Annotated in this window: 16 protein-coding genes and 1 tRNA gene; 11 read left to right on the top strand and 6 right to left on the bottom strand. The window is 62.0% G+C overall.

Annotated elements, in window-relative coordinates:
- Nucleotides 1-77: 77 nt before the first annotated feature.
- The 6 genes from ilvN to pbpG all read left to right on the top strand — a co-directional run bounded on the left by ilvN (nucleotide 78) and on the right by pbpG (nucleotide 7,482).
- Nucleotides 78-569: an acetolactate synthase small subunit gene (gene ilvN / locus AC1DUN_RS06205; RefSeq protein ID WP_007869681.1), complete on the top strand. Its 492-nt coding sequence runs from the start codon at nucleotides 78-80 to the stop codon at nucleotides 567-569.
- 127 nt (nucleotides 570-696) lie between these two features.
- Nucleotides 697-1,713 (top strand): ketol-acid reductoisomerase, encoded by a 1,017-nt coding sequence (gene ilvC / locus AC1DUN_RS06200; protein WP_413329667.1) that lies wholly within the window; start codon nucleotides 697-699, stop codon nucleotides 1,711-1,713.
- 248 nt (nucleotides 1,714-1,961) lie between these two features.
- Nucleotides 1,962-2,774 carry a CDP-diacylglycerol--serine O-phosphatidyltransferase gene (gene pssA / locus AC1DUN_RS06195; protein ID WP_074574637.1) on the top strand — a complete coding sequence of 271 codons (813 nt, stop codon included), beginning with the start codon at nucleotides 1,962-1,964 and terminating at the stop codon, nucleotides 2,772-2,774.
- 173 nt (nucleotides 2,775-2,947) lie between these two features.
- Entirely contained in the window at nucleotides 2,948-4,648 is a 1,701-nt protein-coding gene (gene leuA / locus AC1DUN_RS06190) for a 2-isopropylmalate synthase (RefSeq protein ID WP_477713201.1), read from the top strand.
- A 26-nt stretch (nucleotides 4,649-4,674) separates the two neighbouring features.
- Nucleotides 4,675-6,213 (top strand): 2-isopropylmalate synthase, encoded by a 1,539-nt coding sequence (locus AC1DUN_RS06185; RefSeq protein WP_477713200.1) that lies wholly within the window; start codon nucleotides 4,675-4,677, stop codon nucleotides 6,211-6,213.
- Nucleotides 6,214-6,417: 204 nt separating this feature from the next.
- Entirely contained in the window at nucleotides 6,418-7,482 is a 1,065-nt protein-coding gene (gene pbpG, locus AC1DUN_RS06180; protein ID WP_477713199.1) for a D-alanyl-D-alanine endopeptidase, read from the top strand.
- 46 nt (nucleotides 7,483-7,528) lie between these two features.
- On the opposite strand, the gene AC1DUN_RS06175 is transcribed toward pbpG, so the two are convergent.
- The 4 genes from AC1DUN_RS06175 to AC1DUN_RS06160 form a co-directional block, all read right to left on the bottom strand.
- Nucleotides 7,529-8,308 carry an IclR family transcriptional regulator gene (locus AC1DUN_RS06175; RefSeq protein WP_007869695.1) on the bottom strand — a complete coding sequence of 260 codons (780 nt, stop codon included), beginning with the start codon at nucleotides 8,306-8,308 and terminating at the stop codon, nucleotides 7,529-7,531.
- 73 nt (nucleotides 8,309-8,381) lie between these two features.
- Nucleotides 8,382-9,167 carry an arginyltransferase gene (locus AC1DUN_RS06170; RefSeq protein WP_477713198.1) on the bottom strand — a complete coding sequence of 262 codons (786 nt, stop codon included), beginning with the start codon at nucleotides 9,165-9,167 and terminating at the stop codon, nucleotides 8,382-8,384.
- The gene (aat, locus tag AC1DUN_RS06165; RefSeq protein WP_477713197.1) at nucleotides 9,164-9,931 is read right to left on the bottom strand and encodes a leucyl/phenylalanyl-tRNA--protein transferase; all 768 of its coding nucleotides are present in this window, start codon (nucleotides 9,929-9,931) and stop codon (nucleotides 9,164-9,166) included. Before aat ends, AC1DUN_RS06170 begins: the two co-directional genes overlap by 4 nt.
- Nucleotides 9,932-10,139: 208 nt before the next feature.
- Nucleotides 10,140-10,215 (bottom strand) — tRNA-Asn (locus tag AC1DUN_RS06160).
- 280 nt (nucleotides 10,216-10,495) lie between these two features.
- Between AC1DUN_RS06160 and AC1DUN_RS06155 the strand changes: the two genes are divergently transcribed.
- Nucleotides 10,496-11,500 carry a glycosyltransferase gene (locus AC1DUN_RS06155; protein WP_477713196.1) on the top strand — a complete coding sequence of 335 codons (1,005 nt, stop codon included), beginning with the start codon at nucleotides 10,496-10,498 and terminating at the stop codon, nucleotides 11,498-11,500.
- A 33-nt stretch (nucleotides 11,501-11,533) separates the two neighbouring features.
- Here AC1DUN_RS06155 and AC1DUN_RS06150 read toward each other — a convergent pair whose 3' ends face one another.
- Nucleotides 11,534-12,202, bottom strand: coding sequence for a methyltransferase domain-containing protein (locus tag AC1DUN_RS06150; protein WP_477713195.1), 669 nt, complete (start codon nucleotides 12,200-12,202; stop codon nucleotides 11,534-11,536).
- A 310-nt stretch (nucleotides 12,203-12,512) separates the two neighbouring features.
- On the opposite strand from AC1DUN_RS06150, the gene thiM reads away from it, so the two are divergent.
- Genes thiM through thiD form a run of 3 tightly spaced genes read left to right on the top strand, consistent with a single transcriptional unit; the run spans nucleotide 12,513 to nucleotide 14,858 of the window.
- The gene (gene thiM, locus AC1DUN_RS06145; RefSeq protein ID WP_477713194.1) at nucleotides 12,513-13,346 is read left to right on the top strand and encodes a hydroxyethylthiazole kinase; all 834 of its coding nucleotides are present in this window, start codon (nucleotides 12,513-12,515) and stop codon (nucleotides 13,344-13,346) included.
- An 11-nt stretch (nucleotides 13,347-13,357) separates the two neighbouring features.
- The gene (gene thiE, locus AC1DUN_RS06140) at nucleotides 13,358-14,008 is read left to right on the top strand and encodes a thiamine phosphate synthase (protein WP_477713193.1); all 651 of its coding nucleotides are present in this window, start codon (nucleotides 13,358-13,360) and stop codon (nucleotides 14,006-14,008) included.
- 4 nt (nucleotides 14,009-14,012) lie between these two features.
- Nucleotides 14,013-14,858, top strand: coding sequence for a bifunctional hydroxymethylpyrimidine kinase/phosphomethylpyrimidine kinase (gene thiD, locus AC1DUN_RS06135; protein WP_477713192.1), 846 nt, complete (start codon nucleotides 14,013-14,015; stop codon nucleotides 14,856-14,858).
- Here thiD and AC1DUN_RS06130 read toward each other — a convergent pair.
- Nucleotides 14,842-16,155, bottom strand: a complete 1,314-nt coding sequence (locus AC1DUN_RS06130) for a purine-cytosine permease family protein (protein WP_477713191.1) — start codon at nucleotides 16,153-16,155, stop codon at nucleotides 14,842-14,844. The genes thiD and AC1DUN_RS06130 overlap by 17 nt on opposite strands.
- Between AC1DUN_RS06130 and AC1DUN_RS06125 the strand changes: the two genes are divergently transcribed.
- Nucleotides 16,148-16,369 carry a hypothetical protein gene (locus AC1DUN_RS06125; protein WP_477713190.1) on the top strand — a complete coding sequence of 74 codons (222 nt, stop codon included), beginning with the start codon at nucleotides 16,148-16,150 and terminating at the stop codon, nucleotides 16,367-16,369. The genes AC1DUN_RS06130 and AC1DUN_RS06125 overlap by 8 nt on opposite strands.
- Nucleotides 16,370-16,415: the final 46 nt, after the last annotated feature.

The following is a 16,415-nucleotide window of genomic DNA, read 5'->3' as shown; positions in this document are numbered from 1 at the left end:
CACCTGACGAATCTATTGTCTGCCGAGCCTGCGCATTACCGTGCGCAGGGGAGGGCAGCGAAAAGAGGAATCTTCTTATGAAACACATCATTGCAGTTTTGCTGGAAAACGAGCCGGGCGCTCTTTCCCGCGTGGTCGGCCTGTTTTCAGCGCGCGGCTACAACATCGAAAGCCTGACCGTCGCCCCCACCGAGGACCCCAGCCTGTCGCGCATGACGATACAGACCACGGGCTCCGACGACGTCATTGAGCAAATCACCAAGCACCTGAACCGCCTGATCGAAGTGGTCAAGGTGGTGGACCTGACCGAGGGCGCCTACACCGAGCGCGAGCTCATGATGGTCAAGGTGCGCGCGGTCGGCAAGGAGCGCGAGGAGATGAAGCGCATGGCTGATATATTCCGCGGGCGAATCATCGACGTCACGGAGAAAAGCTACACCATCGAGCTGACCGGCGACCAGTCCAAGAACGATGCTTTCCTGGAAGCCATAGACCGCAGCGCGATCCTGGAGACGGTGCGAACCGGCTCCAGCGGCATCGGCCGCGGTGAACGGATTTTGCGGGTTTGATTTAAGTCGTCCGTGCGCGCGTTTCGACAGGCTCAACGCGAACGGATTTTGAGTGGCGATATGCGTTTACCGTTCGCCCTGAGCCTGTCGAAGGGCATTTTCGCCAATACCTATTCTGGAGAGAAAAATGAAAGTTTTTTACGACAAAGATTGTGATTTGAGCCTGATCAAGGGCAAGACTGTCGCCATCATCGGCTACGGCAGCCAAGGCCACGCTCACGCGCAAAACCTGAACGACAGCGGCGTGAAAGTGGTCGTCGGCCTGCGCAAGGGCGGCGCTTCCTGGCCCAAGGTTGAAAAGGCCGGCCTGAAGGTCGCCGAAGTCGCGGACGCGGTCAAAGCCGCCGACGTGGTCATGATTTTGCTGCCTGACGAGCAGATCGGCGCGGTCTACAAGAACGACGTGGCCCCCAACATCAAGCAGGGCGCTTCCCTGGTGTTCGCCCACGGTTTCAACGTGCACTATGGCGCCGTGATTCCCCGCGCCGACCTCGACGTCTGGATGGTCGCCCCCAAGGCGCCCGGTCACACGGTGCGCAACACCTACACCCAGGGCGGCGGCGTGCCTCACCTGGTGGCGGTGCACCAGGACAAGTCCGGCAAGGCCCGTGACCTGGCCCTGAGCTATGCCATGGCCAATGGCGGCGGCAAGGCCGGCATCATTGAAACCAATTTCCGCGAAGAGACCGAAACCGACCTGTTCGGCGAGCAGGCTGTTCTGTGCGGCGGCACTGTCGAGCTGATCAAGGCCGGCTTTGAGACCCTGGTGGAAGCCGGCTACGCGCCTGAAATGGCCTACTTCGAATGCCTGCACGAACTCAAGCTGATCGTCGACCTGATCTATGAAGGCGGTATCGCCAACATGAACTATTCGATCTCGAACAATGCCGAGTACGGCGAGTACGTGACGGGCCCCAACATCGTGACTTCGGCCACGAAGGACGCCATGCGCAAGTGCCTGAAGGACATCCAGACCGGCGAATACGCCAAGAGCTTCCTGCTGGAAAACCAGGCGGGCGCGCCAACCCTGCTGAGCCGCCGCCGCCTCAATGCCGAGCACCAGATCGAAGTGGTGGGCGAAAAGTTGCGCGCGATGATGCCCTGGATCGCCAAAAACAAGCTGGTCGACCAGACCCGCAACTGATGGGGCGGGCCCGCCAGGGCCTTGTCCTGCAAAAAGCCGCGCAAAGTTCCTGCGCGGCTTTTTTTCTGGGAAGCACAAACTCGGGCGTGTTCCGGGAGTTTATGTGGGCCGATCTTGGTATCCTTGGCGCCTTGGACCGGCAATTGGGTGCCCCCGGCGGGCGGGGCCGGCTTCCGCTGTGGTGTCCTAGGATGCTATGACTTTGATAGCTATTTGTGTGCACCAGCTGTGCTTCAGGAGTTTTTTTTATGCATGATGGCGAAGAATCCGCGGGCAACGACCAGGAGGTCGTGATACGCAAGCGCCGCAAGGGCATTTACATATTGCCCAACCTCTTCACGCTGGCCGCCTTGTTTGGCGGCTTTTACGCCATCGTCATGGCCATGAACGGGCGCTTCGACCAGGCCGCCATCGGCGTGTTCTGCGCCATGGTGCTCGACAGCCTGGACGGGCGGGTTGCCCGCATGACCAACACGCAGAGCGCTTTCGGCGAGCAGATGGATTCGCTCTCGGACATGGTGTCTTTCGGCGCCGCGCCGGCCCTGATCGCCTACGTCTGGGCCTTGACCAGCCTGGGGCGCTGGGGATGGATAGGCGCGTTTGTGTACTGTGCCTGCGCCGCGCTGCGCCTGGCCCGTTTTAACGTGAACACGGCGGTGGTCGACAAGCGCTTCTTCCAGGGCCTGCCGTCGCCGGCCGCCGCGGCCTTGGTGGCCGGCTTTATCTGGCTGATGACCGATGCCGGCATCAGCGGGATGGAAGTACGCTGGGTGACTTTCGGCCTCACGCTTTACGCCGGCCTGACCATGGTCACCAATGTGCCGTTCTACAGCTTCAAGGACGTGCAGATGAAGCGCAGCGTGCCTTTCGCGGCCATTGTGCTGATCGCCCTCGGGATCGCCGTTATCAACATCCATCCGCCGACCGTGATGTTCGGCCTGTTCGTGCTTTATGGCCTTTCGGGCTACGTGCTGTACGGCTGGCGCAAGGCCAAGGGCCTGCAGACCAGCGTGATATCGACTTCCACCGATGAACCGGACGAGCGCGGCCTCCACAAATAATTGTGGTACATTGACCGGATGAAACAAATTTCGCTAGCACTACTGCTATCTGCCAACGGGCGGAGACGGTAGCGCACGCGTACACCTGATTCAACGGCCCGTTTGCACCAGCAACGGGCCGTTTTTCTTTTGGGTTGCTGGTTCTTGATTTCGGATTTCGAGAGAGGAAAACCATGTTGAAGCAACCTGCCAGCAAATATCCCGCCTTCGCACCCATTGGCTTGCGCGACCGTACCTGGCCCGACGCGGTCCTGACACAAGCGCCCGTCTGGCTCAGCACCGACCTGCGTGACGGCAACCAGGCGTTGATCGAGCCCATGGATATCGCACGCAAGCTGCGGATGTACGGGCAGCTGCTGCGGATCGGCTTCAAGGAAATTGAGGTCGGCTTTCCGGCCGCGTCGCAGGTTGAGTTCGATTTTGTCCGCCACCTGATCGACAACAACATGGTTCCCGACGATGTCACTCTCCAGGTGATGACGCCCGCCAAAGAGCCTTTGATACGCCGCACCATGGACGCGGTGGCCGGCGCCAAGCGAGTGATCGTGCACCTGTACAACGCCACCTCGCCCTTGATGCGCGAAGTGGTCCTGGGCATGGACCCGGACCAGATCGTGGAACTGGCCACCAGCCATGCGCGGCTGATCCAGGACCTGGCACGCACTCAGCCCGACACGCAGTGGACTTTCCAGTATTCGCCGGAGCATTTCTCCGGCACCGAATTGGCGTTTTCCAAACGTGTGGTCGATGCGGTCACCGAGGTATGGCAGCCCACGGCCGAGCGCCCCTGCATCATCAACCTGCCGACCACGGTGGAGCATTCGACCCCCAACGTGTTCGCCGACATGATCGAGTGGATGCACCGCCACATCGCCAGGCGGGACGCGGTGGTGTTGTCGGTGCACCCGCACAATGATCGCGGGACCGGTGTGGCGGCGGCCGAACTGGCCTTGATGGCCGGCGCGCAGCGGGTCGAAGGCTGCCTGTTCGGCAACGGGGAGCGCACCGGCAACCTCGATATCGTCAATGTGGCGCTCAACCTGTACACCCAGGGCGTGGCGCCCAATCTTGACTTCTCCAACATCGATGAAATCCGCCGCACGGTGGAGCATTGCAACCAGTTGCCGGTGCACCCGCGCCACCCCTATGTTGGCGAACTGGTCTACACCTCGTTTTCCGGCACCCACCAGGATGCCATCAAAAAAGCCTTCGCCGTTCAAAAAGAAGGCGCCGCCTGGGCCGTGCCCTACCTGCCCATAGACCCGAAAGACCTGGGACGCAGCTACGAGGCCGTGATCCGCGTCAACAGCCAGTCGGGCAAGGGTGGCATCGCGTATCTGCTGGAAAGCGAATACGGCCTCGAGTTGCCGCGCCGGCTGCAGATCGAGTTCAGCCAGGCCGTGCAGTCAGTGATGGACAGCGAAGGCAAGGAATTGACGGCACAAGATCTCTGGCAGTTGTTTCAGGACGAATACGGCATGGCCGGCGCCGCGGCGCCGCAGGTCCAGCAAAGTGTGTCGGCGGATGGCGTGGCTTTGACGGCCCAGGTGCAAATAGCCGGCGGGATGCGGCAGATTGCAGGGCAGGGCGCCGGGCCTATCGAGGCCTTCGTCAACGGCTTGAACGCCGCGCTGGGCACCACGGTGCGCGTGCTGGACTACCATGAACACGCCCTGGGCTCCGGTGCCGATGCCCGCGCGGTGGCCTACCTGGAATTGCGCGTCGACGAACGGCATACGGTGTTTGGCGTCGGCATGGACGCGAATATCGTCTCGGCGTCCTTGAAGGCCATTCTGTCAGGATGGCAGCGCGCGCAAATGCGCAAGGCTTCGAGCGAAAATACGTCTTGCGCCGCTTTGGCCCCATCCAACTAAAAATCTTCAGCTTCAGGAGCCTCACCATGACCGACAAACTCATTATTTTTGATACCACCTTGCGCGACGGCGAGCAGTCGCCCGGCGCTTCCATGACCCGGGACGAAAAGCTGCGCATCGCCCGCCAGCTGGAACGCCTGAAGGTCGACGTGATCGAGGCCGGCTTTGCCGCCAGTTCCAACGGCGACTTCGAATGCGTCAAGGCGAYCGCGGAAGTCGTCAAGGACTCCACGGTCTGCTCGCTGGCGCGCGCCAACGACAGGGACATTTCCCGTGCTGCCGAGGCCTTGAAGCCGGCCGCTTCCGGGCGCCTGCACCTGTTCCTGGCGACCAGCCCCCTGCACATGGAAAAAAAGCTGCGCATGACGCCCGACCAGGTGTTCGAGCAGGCCAAACTCTCGGTGCGTTTTGCCAAAAACCTGATGGGCGACATCGAGTTCAGCCCCGAAGACGGCTACCGCTCCGAGCCTGATTTCCTGTGCCGCGTGCTGGAAGCCGTGATCAAGGAGGGCGCGACCACCATCAACGTGCCCGACACCGTGGGCTACGCCATCCCCGAGCTCTATGGCAACTTCATCAAGAACCTGCGCGAGCGCATCCCCAACAGCGACAAGGCCGTCTGGTCTGTGCACTGCCACAACGACCTGGGAATGGCCGTGGCCAACTCGCTGGCCGGCGTGAAAATCGGCGGCGCGCGGCAGGTGGAATGCACCATCAACGGCCTGGGCGAGCGCGCCGGCAATTGTTCGCTCGAAGAAGTGGTGATGGCCGTCAAGACCCGCAAGGACTATTTCGGCCTGGACCTGAGCATAGACACCCAGCACATCCTCGCGGCCAGCCGCATGGTGAGCCAGACCACCGGCTTTGTGGTGCAGCCGAACAAGGCCGTGGTCGGCGCCAACGCGTTTGCCCATGCCTCGGGCATCCACCAGGACGGCGTGCTCAAGGCGCGCGACACCTATGAAATCATGCGTGCCGAGGACGTGGGCTGGAGCGCCAACAAGATCGTGCTGGGCAAGCTGAGTGGGCGTAACGCCTTCAAGCAGCGCCTGCTCGAGCTCGGCGTCGCCATGGAGAGCGAGGCCGACATCAACAACGCCTTCGCCAAGTTCAAGGAACTCGCCGACCGCAAGAGCGAAATTTTCGACGAAGACATCCTCGCGCTGGCCAGCGATGAAAGCGCTTCCCACGACAACGAGCAGTACGGTTTTGTGTCCCTGTCGCAGCACAGTGAAACCGGCGAACGCCCCCAGGCCAGCGTCGTGTTCACGGTGGCCGGCAAGGAAGTCAAAGGCGAGTCGGACGGCAACGGCCCCGTGGATGCTTCCCTCAAGGCCATCGAATCACACGTCAAAAGCGGTGCCGAGATGGTGCTTTACTCCGTGAACGCCATCAGCGGCTCGACGGAAAGCCAGGGGGAAGTCACGGTGCGCCTGCAGAACAGCGGGCGGGTTGTCAATGGGGTGGGGGCCGATCCGGACATCGTGGTGGCCTCGGCCAAGGCGTATCTGAGTGCCCTGAACAAACTCCAAAGTAAAGCTGACCGGGTGGCCGCGCAGGGTTGATGTAACAATTCGGAAAATAAAGTCGTTTAAATTCAACGACTTGGCGCTGAGTCTGGGTGCAAACCGAGAGGCGAAGCGGAAAAATCGCACGAATTGAGTGTATTTTTAGGAAAGTCACGCAAGTTTTTGATATTGCGTGACTTTTTCTATTTGTATACACTCCAGCCATCCCATCATTGCAATCCCACGCAGGCAATATTCACCATGTCTCATCAGATTTTCAATCGCGCATTAAAAATCGTTGGATTCGTGGCTTTGATAGCCGCCTTTGCAGTGCCCGCCGCCAATGCGGCGACCGCCAAAAATACCATTGTCAAAAAGCAGCACGCTTCCTCGAAGGCGTCGGCTTCCAAAAAAGTTGTCTCCACGCGCAAGAGCGTACGTTTTGTTGCAGGTACCAAACGCCGCAGCATCATCCGCGCCTCGGTGCCGGCCAAACCGTCTTTCGGGCAGATCGCCGGCCTGCACAGTGCGCAGGATCCGCTGGAACTCAAGTCCAGTGTGGCGCTGGTGATTGACCAGGACACGCGCGAAGTGCTGTTCAGCAAGAACGACCATGCGGTGCTGCCTATCGCGTCCCTTACCAAACTGATGACCGGCGTCATCATCAGCGGCGCCAAGCTGCCCATGGACGAGTTGATCACCGTGACGCAGGATGACGTGGACACCGAAAAGGGCAGCAGCTCGCGCCTGAAGGTCGGCACCACATTGACCCGCGGCGAACTGCTGCACCTGGCCCTGATGTCTAGCGAAAACCGCGCGGCGCATGCCCTGGGCCGCACCTACCCCGGCGGTATGGCCACCTTCGTGAGCCTGATGAACGCCAAGGCCAAGATGCTGGGCATGACCGACACCAGCTATGTCGAGCCGACGGGCCTGTCCAGTCGCAACCAGTCAAGCGCGCAAGACCTGGCGACTCTGGTCAATGCCGCCCACGGCGACCCCATGCTGCGTGAACTGTCGACCTCCACCGGCTACCAAGTGGCTGTCGGCAGCCGCACGCTGCAGTATAACAACACCAACCGCCTCGTGAAGAACCCCGAGTGGGACATCGGCCTGCAGAAAACCGGCTACATCTCCGAAGCCGGCCAGTGCCTGGTCATGCAGACCAAAATCGCGGGCCGCAAGCTGATCATGGTGTTCCTGGATTCCGCCGGCAAGCTGAGCCGCCTGGGCGATGCCGAGCGCGTGCGCCGCTGGGTGGAGTCCAACCCGGTGACCGAACCCAAGGTCAACGTCAGCGCTTCCGCCAAGCAAGCCAACGGCTGATTATTCCGCCGCGGCCAACGCCCAAGGCAGATCTCATTTTTCTTTTCTATTTAGGCCTGTAGCCCAGCGCCGCAGAAATTTCATTGGCCGTTGCCTGCAGTTTGGGCAGCCAGTGCTCGTCAAGCCGGTCTGCCGGCGCCGAAATCGACAAACCCGCCACCAGCTTGTTCTGGTCGTCGTAAATGCCGGCGGCCATGCAGCGCACCCCCAGTTCCAGCTCCTCGTTGTCGCGCGCGATACCATACTGGCGCGCCTTGGAGAGTTCGCGCTCGAGCACCGGCAACTGGGTGATGCTGTTGCGCGTCTGCCCCGACAGCCCGGTACGCGTCGCATAGGTGCGCAGGCGCTGCGGGTCGTCGAAGGCCAGGAACAGCTTGCCCACGGACGTCAAATGCAGCGGCGCGCGGCCGCCTATGGCGCGCACCACCTGCATGCCGGAACGCTCGCTGTAGGCGCGTTCCACGTACACGATTTCGTCGCCCTGGCGCATGCTCAGGTTCACCGGCTGCTGGGTGATCTTGTGCAACTCGCGCATCGGGATCAGCGCCGCTTCGCGCACATCCAGTCGTGCCTTCACGAGGTTGCCCAACTCGAGCAAGCGCATGCCCAGCCGGTAGCTGCCCGCCGCAGGGCGGTCGACAAAACGCCCGGTGGCCAGGTCGTTCAGGATGCGGTGGGCCGTGGAAGGGTGCAGGCCCGATTTTTCGCTGATTTCCTTGAGCGACAGGGCCTCCTCGCGGTTTGCCAGGATTTCGAGCAGCGTGAACATTCTCTCGATGACCTGGACGGTCGGTGTGGCGGAAGGGGCGGAGTCGGGCTTTTTCATGTGCAGGCTTTCTGCTACAAATTTTACCCTGTGAAATGCAGATGCGTCTGGTGACGCATGCGAAGCGGCGGGCTCAGGCCGGGTCGGGATGTCCGCCGGCATCCGGGCTGACGGCCGGATGTGTTGTGGAAAGCACCCAGCGGCCGTCCAGCAACACTTCGTTGGGCTTGAACCCCGCCTTGTAGTTCATCTTCGGGCTCTCGGCGATCCAGTAACCCAGGTAGACATAGGGCAGCTCGAGGCGCCGTGCCTGCTCGATCTGCCAGAGCACGCTGTAGTTGCCGTAGCTTGCGCGGGTGTCGGGCTCATAAAAAGTGTAGACCGCCGAAATCCCGTCTTCCAGCACGTCCAGGATGGACACCATCTTGAGCGCGCCCGGCTCGCCGTTGGGCAGGGTTTCGCGGAACTCCACCAGGCGCGAATTGACACGGCTTTGCAGCAGGAACTGGGTGTACTGGTCGATGCTGTCGTGATCCATGCCGCCGCCGGCGTGGCGGCCGTTCTGGTAGCGCAGGTAGAGCTGGTAGTGCTCGGGCATGAAGCATAGCTTGAGGATGCGGGCGTGCAGCGTGTGGTGCCGCCTCCAGGCGCGGCGCTGGCTGCGGTCGGGGCTGAAGAGCTTGACGGGCACCCGCAGCGGCACGCAGGCCTGGCAGCCGTCGCAATAGGGGCGGTAGGTGAACATGCCGCTGCGCCTGAAGCCGTTGGTCACCAGGTCTGAATAGGCGTCGTTGTGAATCAGGTGGCTGGGCGTTGCGACCTGCGAGCGGGCCTGCTTGCCCGGCAGGTAGCTGCAGGGGTAGGGCGCCGTTGCATAGAACTGCAAGGTTTGCAGGGGCAGGTCTTTGAGGTGCGTCACGGTAGGTCTGTCATTCCCGTCGTCAGAAGCTGATTCCAGTATACGGGTTTGAACTCCCAGAAGGGTGCGGTTTTGTTCACGTTTGCGGCGAGATGGGCGACAAATTCCGCGCGGCTGATTTCACCCGCCCCCAGCGAGGCCAGATGCCGGGTATTTTGCTGGCAGTCGATCATGGCCATCTCTCGGGCGCGGCAAAAAGCCACCAGTGCCGCCAGCGCGATCTTGGAAGCGTCGGTCTGGTGGGCGAACATCGATTCGCCGAACACCATGCGGCCCAGGTTGACGCAGTAAAGGCCGCCGGCCAGCTCGCCGTCCACCCAGGTCTCCACGCTATGGGCATGGCCGGCCCGGTGCAGGCTGGTGTAGGCCTGCACCATGTCCGGGACAATCCAGGTGCCCGGCTGGCCCTCGCGGGGTTTGCTCGCGCAGGCATGGATGACTTGTTCAAAGGCGCTGTCAAAACGAATCTCGCGGCCGGTCTGAACCTGGAAATGGGCCAGCGTTTTGCGCAACGAACGATGCAGCCTGAAATGCCGGGTCTGCAAGACCATGCGCGGATCGGGACTCCACCACAGCGGCGGCTGGCCCAGGCTGAACCACGGAAAAATGCCTTGCGAATAGGCCTGCACCAGTGTCGGCACATCCAGCGCGGCGCCTGCAGCCAGCAGGCCGGGGGCCGGGTCGTGATGACCCCAAGCTTCTTCGAGCGGCGGAAAGCTTTCGCCGGCGGCAAGCCAAGGCACGGGGCGCGGGAGTTTTCCCATGGCTTAAAAGCGCATCGGCATGAAACCGCGGAAACAGCAGGCCGGGAAGGGCATGCGCACATGGTAGCCGAGTGGGTGGCGGCGGCAAGGCCGGCAGGCGATGGCGCCGCCGCTGCGCCGGGCAGCCTGCTTACGGCTGAAAAGGCCGCTGCGATTTGCGCTGCGCAAAAAAATGGGCACCGCAAGGGTGCCCATTTCGGAAATTCACTGGCTCCTCAACCTGGGCTCGAACCAGGGACCTACGGATTAACAGTCCGGCGCTCTACCAACTGAGCTATTGAGGAATGCAGCCTTAGATTATAGCGTCAATTTTTGCGCTTTTTAAGCCCGAGGTATTTTCCGGTGCCCAAAAAGGGCGCTCTCACGGCAGGCAGATCCAAGATGGCCGCTACTTCTTCCCGGCTCCCTTGAATGATAAAAATGGAGTGCTATCGCATTGATAGCAGAGATGCCTCGCATTGAGATTTGCGTTCGAGGGATTCGCGGGTAGCGATGAAAGCCTAATCCGCAGCCCGGCGTCCGGGTTGGAGCGCTGTCCCATAGATGGGAACCTTCGGCTCGACCATGAAATCTATCCAGAAAAATGACCTGATTCAGAGCCGGGTAAGCCACCGAATCAGCAGGGGAATTTCCTTGGCCTGCTGTGCGCTTGCACTGGCCTCGTGGCTGCTTTGGCAGAAGGACCCGGTTGGTGCCGCCATCCTTGCGGCGCTTTGCCTTTCAGGGGGTATTTCCCTTGTGATTGCGGTTCGCGCAGGAAGTCTCCAGAGCCCAAACGCTGATGTTGCCGGTTTTGAGGCCCATGGAGCGAAGAAAGATTCCTTGATCTCCGTGATCATCTGTAGCATCGATCCGGTCAAATATGAGCTGGTCTGTGCCAATCTCAAAGATCGCTTTGGTGACTCACCCTATGAAATCATCGGCATTCATGATGCCAAGTCCCTCTGCGAAGGCTACAACAAGGGTGTCAAAAAGAGTCAGGGCGATATTTTGATTTTTTGCCATGACGACATTCAAATTATTTCGCCGAGTTTTTCCAGCCTGGTCCGCAAGCATCTACAAACTTTTGATGTCATTGGTTGCGCCGGTACGACCCGGCTCAAGGACAGCAAGTGGATGAGCAGCGGCGATCCTTATATCCATGGGGTGATTGCCTACCCGGTTGCCGGTGCATGGCCCAGTGACCTCTTCCATGTATCGATGTGGGGCGGTACAGAACTGACCCCGATTAAAGGCATACAGGCATTGGACGGGGTTTTTATCGCGGCAAATCGCCGTGTCGTCGAGTCAGTGCGATTCGATGAGGAAACTTTTGATGGTTTTCACGGGTATGACACGGACTTTAGCTATGGCGCTTTTTTGCGCGGCTTTGAGCTGGCGGTCTGCAAAGACATCTTGATTGCCCATAAATCAACAGTCGGTGATTTTGAAGGCGTCTATAAAACCTATGCGCGCAGATTTGAGGAAAAATACAAAGGTCACTTGCCGGAAAGGGAAAGCGACGGCCTCAGCGAACAGGCAAATTTCCCATATGTAAACCAGGCCCAAATGTTGAAGGCCTGGTTTTAGCCGTTCGCAAGCGTTAAGAGACAGTGCTGGGCGCTATCGGCGGACGGCGCTGACAACGTATTGAAGCGGCATGGCATCATCCACCGAGATGTTGGGATTCGCACCAGCCAGCTTTGCCAACTGTTCAATGACCGGCAAAAACTGCTCCCTCCCGGGCTCTTCAAAGATTCTGGGAATACAGGCGGTGACCGTGAAGCCGGCATGGTTGAACATTTCCAGAATGGTTTGCCTGGAAAAGAACCGCAAATGGGTTCTGTCCAGCAGGCCGCTGTCTTCGTAGCGGAAATCACCGATGCTCAACTTCGCTTGCAAGGACCAGTGCTGTGCATTGGGAATGCAAGCGGCAATGCTTGCATTGGGCGGCATGACGCTGCGCACCTGGTGCAAGATGCGCCAGGGATCCCTCAGATGCTCCAGGGCATCGCCGAAGATCCAGCAATCCCTGTCTGCGTTTGCTTTCCAGAAAGTTTCGTCTGCGGCTTCAATGTCGAGAACCAAGCTCTGGTCGCAGTACCGCTCCGCCAGCTTGGCATAGTCCGGGTCTATTTCGATCCCACGATAGTGACAGTGTGGGGATATCTTTTTGAACTCCCTTGCCATGGCGCCCGAACTGCATCCCACTTCAATCAGCTTGTTCGCCCCCCAAGGAATGATATCCAGCAGATCGGGATTGTGAAATTCGTGAACTGGAGTTTGACTCATATGTTGGGGCGGTAAGGATGGGCAAGATGAACCAGGCGGTTTTGTGAACCAGGTTTGAAAAGCAACGCCGGACTTGCGCAATTCATTTTATGTGTCCTGCCGTGATTTTGCGGCGGAAAACAAGCGGTACTCGCAAAAAGAGGTTTCCGTGTTCCGTGGCTCCCCAGCCTGCCGTGTCGCGGAGGCCGTGACACGGGTCGTAAAAAGTCAATGGCCGTGAGCCGCGGCGCGTCCTTCCACGATAATTGACTCCGCGCGGCACATACTCGCCGCAGAACACCGCTCACCCGCAAGGACACCCAAGGAATCCATGGCTTCCACCCTTTCAGCCGCAGATCTCTGGTCCGACCTCGCGTCGGTCCGCGAACGTTCGCCCTTGGTGCACTGCATCACCAATTTGGTGGTGATCAATTTCAACGCCAATGTGCTGTTGGCCACGGGTGCCTCTCCCGTCATGGCGCATGCGCATGAAGAGGTGCGCGACATGGCCGGCATTGCCCAGGCGCTGGTGCTGAATATCGGCACGCTGGATCCTTACTGGGTCGAGAGCATGAAGCTGGCCCTGGCGGCCGCCTCGGCGCGCGGGATTCCCTGCGTGCTCGACCCGGTCGGCGCGGGTGCCACACCTTACCGCAATGCCACGCTGGAGAATCTGCTCGCCGTCGCTGCCCCCACTGTCATTCGCGGCAACGGCTCTGAAATCATGAGCACGGCCGGCGTCGCCGTGAAAACGCGCGGCGTCGACAGCGGCGCAGCTGCAGGGGATGCGCTGGATGCCGCGCGGGCTCTGGCCGCGCGCACAGAGGGCGTGGTCTGTGTGAGCGGCGAGACCGACCATATCCTGGACGCCGGCCGCCGCTGGGCCCGGCTTTCCAACGGCCATCCCTGGATGACCCGCATCACCGGCGTCGGCTGCTCGGCCACCGCCCTGATTGGCGCGTTTTGCGCGGTGCAGCCGGACGCCTGGCGAGCGACTACCGCTGCGATGGCTGTTCTGGGCCTTGCCGGCGAAATGGCGGCCGAAAAAACCCAGGCGCGCGGCCTGGGCGTGGGCAGCATGGCCGTGCAACTGCTCGATGAATTGCAGCTGCTGGACAAGGCGACCTTCACCACCCGCCTGAAGCTGGAAGTAGCGAACGGGTGAGGGACCACAGCATGGCACGGCTGAACCCAGAAGTCCTGCGGCTTTACCTGGTCACCGACCAGGCGCTGATGCGCGGCCGGCACCTGGCCGACGTGGTGGCCGAGGCCGTGCAAGGCGGGGCCAGCTGCGTGCAGCTGCGCGAAAAGCAGTTGGGCACGCGCGAATTCCTGGCCCAGGCCCTGGTCCTCAAAGCGCTGCTCGCGCCCCAAGGCATACCGTTGGTCATCAACGACCGCATCGACATCGCCCTGGCTTGCGGCGCCGATGGCGTACACCTGGGCCAGAACGACCTGCCGGCCGACGAGGCGCGCAAGCTGCTGCCGCCCGCCGTGTTCATCGGCTGGTCGGTCGAATCCATGGATGACGTGCGGCAAAGCGCAGCACTGCCGGTCGACTACCTGGGTGTGAGCCCGGTTTTTTCTACGCCCACCAAAATCGATACCAAAGACCCCTGGGGCCTGGAAGGGCTGGCCGTTGTGCGGGCCGCCACCCGCCTGCCGCTGGTGGCCATAGGCGGCATCCACGCCGGCAACGCACGCAAGGTGCTGCGCGCGGGTGCTGACGGCCTGGCCGTGGTGAGCGCGCTGTGCGCCGCCGACGATCCGCGTGCGGCGGCGGCCGCATTGAGGTCGCTGTGCGACCATACCCGGGATCATGGATGACTCAATGACCGACACTCTTTTTGACCACGAATACCCCCGCGTCCTGAGCATCGCGGGTTCCGACAGCGGCGGCGGGGCCGGCATCCAGGCCGACCTTAAAACCTTTGCCGCGCTGGGCTGCTACGGCATGACGGCCATCACCGCCCTGACGGCGCAGAACACGCGCGGGGTGCGCGCCATCCACGGCGTGCCGCCGCAGATGCTGGGCGAGCAGATCGACGCCGTCATCGAAGACATAGGTGCGGACGCGGTAAAGATAGGCATGCTGCATGCACCCGACATCGTGCTCACCGTGGCCCAGGCCATAGACCGCCACGCGCTGCCGAACGTGGTGCTGGACCCGGTCATGGTCGCCACCAGCGGCGCGGTGCTGATAGCCAACCCGGCCATCGCGGTGCTGGTGAGCGAGCTGTTCCCGCGTGCGACGGTCATCACACCCAACCTCGATGAAGCGTCGCTGCTGGTCGGCCGGCCGCTGGCCGACGAAGAAGCCATGCAGGCCGCGGCGCAGGAGCTGTTGGCCAAAGGCGCGCGCGCCGTGCTGCTCAAGGGCGGGCATTTGCCCGGCGATGTGGTGAGCGACCTGCTGGCTACCCAAAGCGGCGAGCTGCACTGGATGCGCGGGCCGCGCATTCCCAGCCCCAACACCCACGGCACGGGCTGCACACTCTCGTCCGCAATCGCCGCCCACCTGGCGCTGGGCCAGCCCCTGCTGGAGGCCGTGTTGCTGGCGCGCAGCTATGTGCGCGCGGCGCTGCAGGCCGGCGCCCGGGTGCGCACAGGCGGGGGCAGCGGGCCGCTGAACCACGGCCACGCACCCCTCGCGATGCGGCTCAAGCCGCTGCGCTAGCGCCGGAAGCGCCGGAGGCGTCAGAGGAGCCGGCTCGCGTGAGCCGCGCCAGGGCAAAGGTCAGCACCAGCGTCGGCAGCGCGGCACCCCAGTCGGGTGCCAGCTTGGCGCACAGGTGGTAGCAAACAATGCCCAGCAGCCAGATCGCCACGGCGCTGGGGTTTACTTTGCGTGCGGCCACCAGCGAGGCGATATGGGGCGTGCCGGCCAGCCGCGCCAGGATCACGCCGTACAAAGGCACAAACACCGAACTGAGCATCAGCAAAAACGGCTCCAGGCTGTGCATGGGCAGCACCAGCGCCAGCGCGGTGCACAGCAGGGCCAGGCCCACACCCCAGCGGCGCACGCTCCAGGCCGGCTTCAGGCTGTGGCCGGCCACCGAGCCCGAATACAGGTCGCCGTAAGCGTTGTCGACCTCGTCGACCAGGATCAGCCCCAGCGCGAGCAGCCCGCCCTGCGCCAGCAGCAGCGCGGCGACCAGGTCGGTGCTGGGCGTCGTGACGGCCACCAGCACGCCCAGCGCGTAGCACCAGATATTGGCAATCGCATAACCCAGCCAGGTGCCGCGCAAGGCGCTGTTGCCGTCGCGCCCGTGGCGCGCGAAATCGGCCACCAGCGGCAGCCAGGAAACCGGCATCGCGATCACCAGGTCCAGCGCGGACAGCGTGCTCATGCCGCCCTCGCCGGGCCGATTCCACAACGCCGCCAGGCCCTGGCTGTTGGCCTTGGCCAGGAACTGCCAGCTCAGCCACAGCAACGAGGCGATGACCAGCGGCAAGCCCCAGCGGCCTATGAATTTGCGCACCAGCCTGACCATGGAGCCCGACAGCAGCGCCAGCAGCACCGCGCCCCAGAGCAGGGTGGCCAACAGGGGCCACGCGGCGCCCGCAAAGCTTCCGGACTGGCGCGCGATGGCAATGGTGCCGTCGCGCATCACCACCAGCTCAAAGGTGGTCCAGCCTATCAGCTGCACGATATTGAGCAGCACCGGCAGGCGCGCGAAGCTGCTGCCGTAAGTGGCATGCATCAGCCCGGCGCTCGAAAGCCCGCTGTCGCAGCCAATCTTCGCCGTCCAGGCCAGCAGGCCCGCGCCCAGAATGGAGCCGCAGACGATCACCGCCAGCGCCGTCTGTGTGCCCAGGGCCGGCACCAGATAGGCACCTATCTGCATGACCAACAGGCCCACGCCCAGGCTAAGCCAGAGCGCGGCATGGTCGCTCCAGCCGAACAGGCGCTCGCCCGCAGGCAGCGGCGTGAGCGCGGTGTTGCCGGCGGCGGAAGTAGAGGTCGTGGTCATCAGCAGTTCCGATCTTCAATGCCAGGTCGGCCTGCTTGAAGCCCGCAAGAGCTGCGGGCTTCCGGAACATGCTTCCCTGCGCGAGGATTACCTCAAATCAGGTTCAAAGGGACTTTCTCAGCCGCCGCCGTTCGGAATCACGAACCGCGGCAACACCCCCAGCGAAAGCGCCCTTGCGGGCACTGCGCAAATTGTAGGGTGGATTCAGGTTTGATTCGGGCCGCAGCAAAAAGCCCGCGCATGGCGGGCTTTTGGAGGGC

This window comes from Polaromonas sp. P4_F6, assembly GCF_056401275.1.
This window is presented reverse-complemented; position numbering and strand designations above follow the sequence as displayed.

Coding starts and splice junctions, on each gene's coding strand:
- pssA (WP_074574637.1), top strand. CDS start 1,962: ATGCATGATGGCGAAGAATCCGCGGGCAACGACCAGGAGGTCGTGATA.
- AC1DUN_RS06155 (WP_477713196.1), top strand. CDS start 10,496: ATGAAATCTATCCAGAAAAATGACCTGATTCAGAGCCGGGTAAGCCAC.
- AC1DUN_RS06175 (WP_007869695.1), bottom strand. CDS start 8,308: ATGAAAAAGCCCGACTCCGCCCCTTCCGCCACACCGACCGTCCAGGTC.
- leuA (WP_477713201.1), top strand. CDS start 2,948: ATGTTGAAGCAACCTGCCAGCAAATATCCCGCCTTCGCACCCATTGGC.
- thiE (WP_477713193.1), top strand. CDS start 13,358: ATGGCACGGCTGAACCCAGAAGTCCTGCGGCTTTACCTGGTCACCGAC.
- AC1DUN_RS06150 (WP_477713195.1), bottom strand. CDS start 12,202: ATGAGTCAAACTCCAGTTCACGAATTTCACAATCCCGATCTGCTGGAT.
- thiD (WP_477713192.1), top strand. CDS start 14,013: ATGACCGACACTCTTTTTGACCACGAATACCCCCGCGTCCTGAGCATC.
- thiM (WP_477713194.1), top strand. CDS start 12,513: ATGGCTTCCACCCTTTCAGCCGCAGATCTCTGGTCCGACCTCGCGTCG.
- aat (WP_477713197.1), bottom strand. CDS start 9,931: ATGGGAAAACTCCCGCGCCCCGTGCCTTGGCTTGCCGCCGGCGAAAGC.
- ilvC (WP_413329667.1), top strand. CDS start 697: ATGAAAGTTTTTTACGACAAAGATTGTGATTTGAGCCTGATCAAGGGC.
- ilvN (WP_007869681.1), top strand. CDS start 78: ATGAAACACATCATTGCAGTTTTGCTGGAAAACGAGCCGGGCGCTCTT.
- pbpG (WP_477713199.1), top strand. CDS start 6,418: ATGTCTCATCAGATTTTCAATCGCGCATTAAAAATCGTTGGATTCGTG.
- AC1DUN_RS06130 (WP_477713191.1), bottom strand. CDS start 16,155: ATGACCACGACCTCTACTTCCGCCGCCGGCAACACCGCGCTCACGCCG.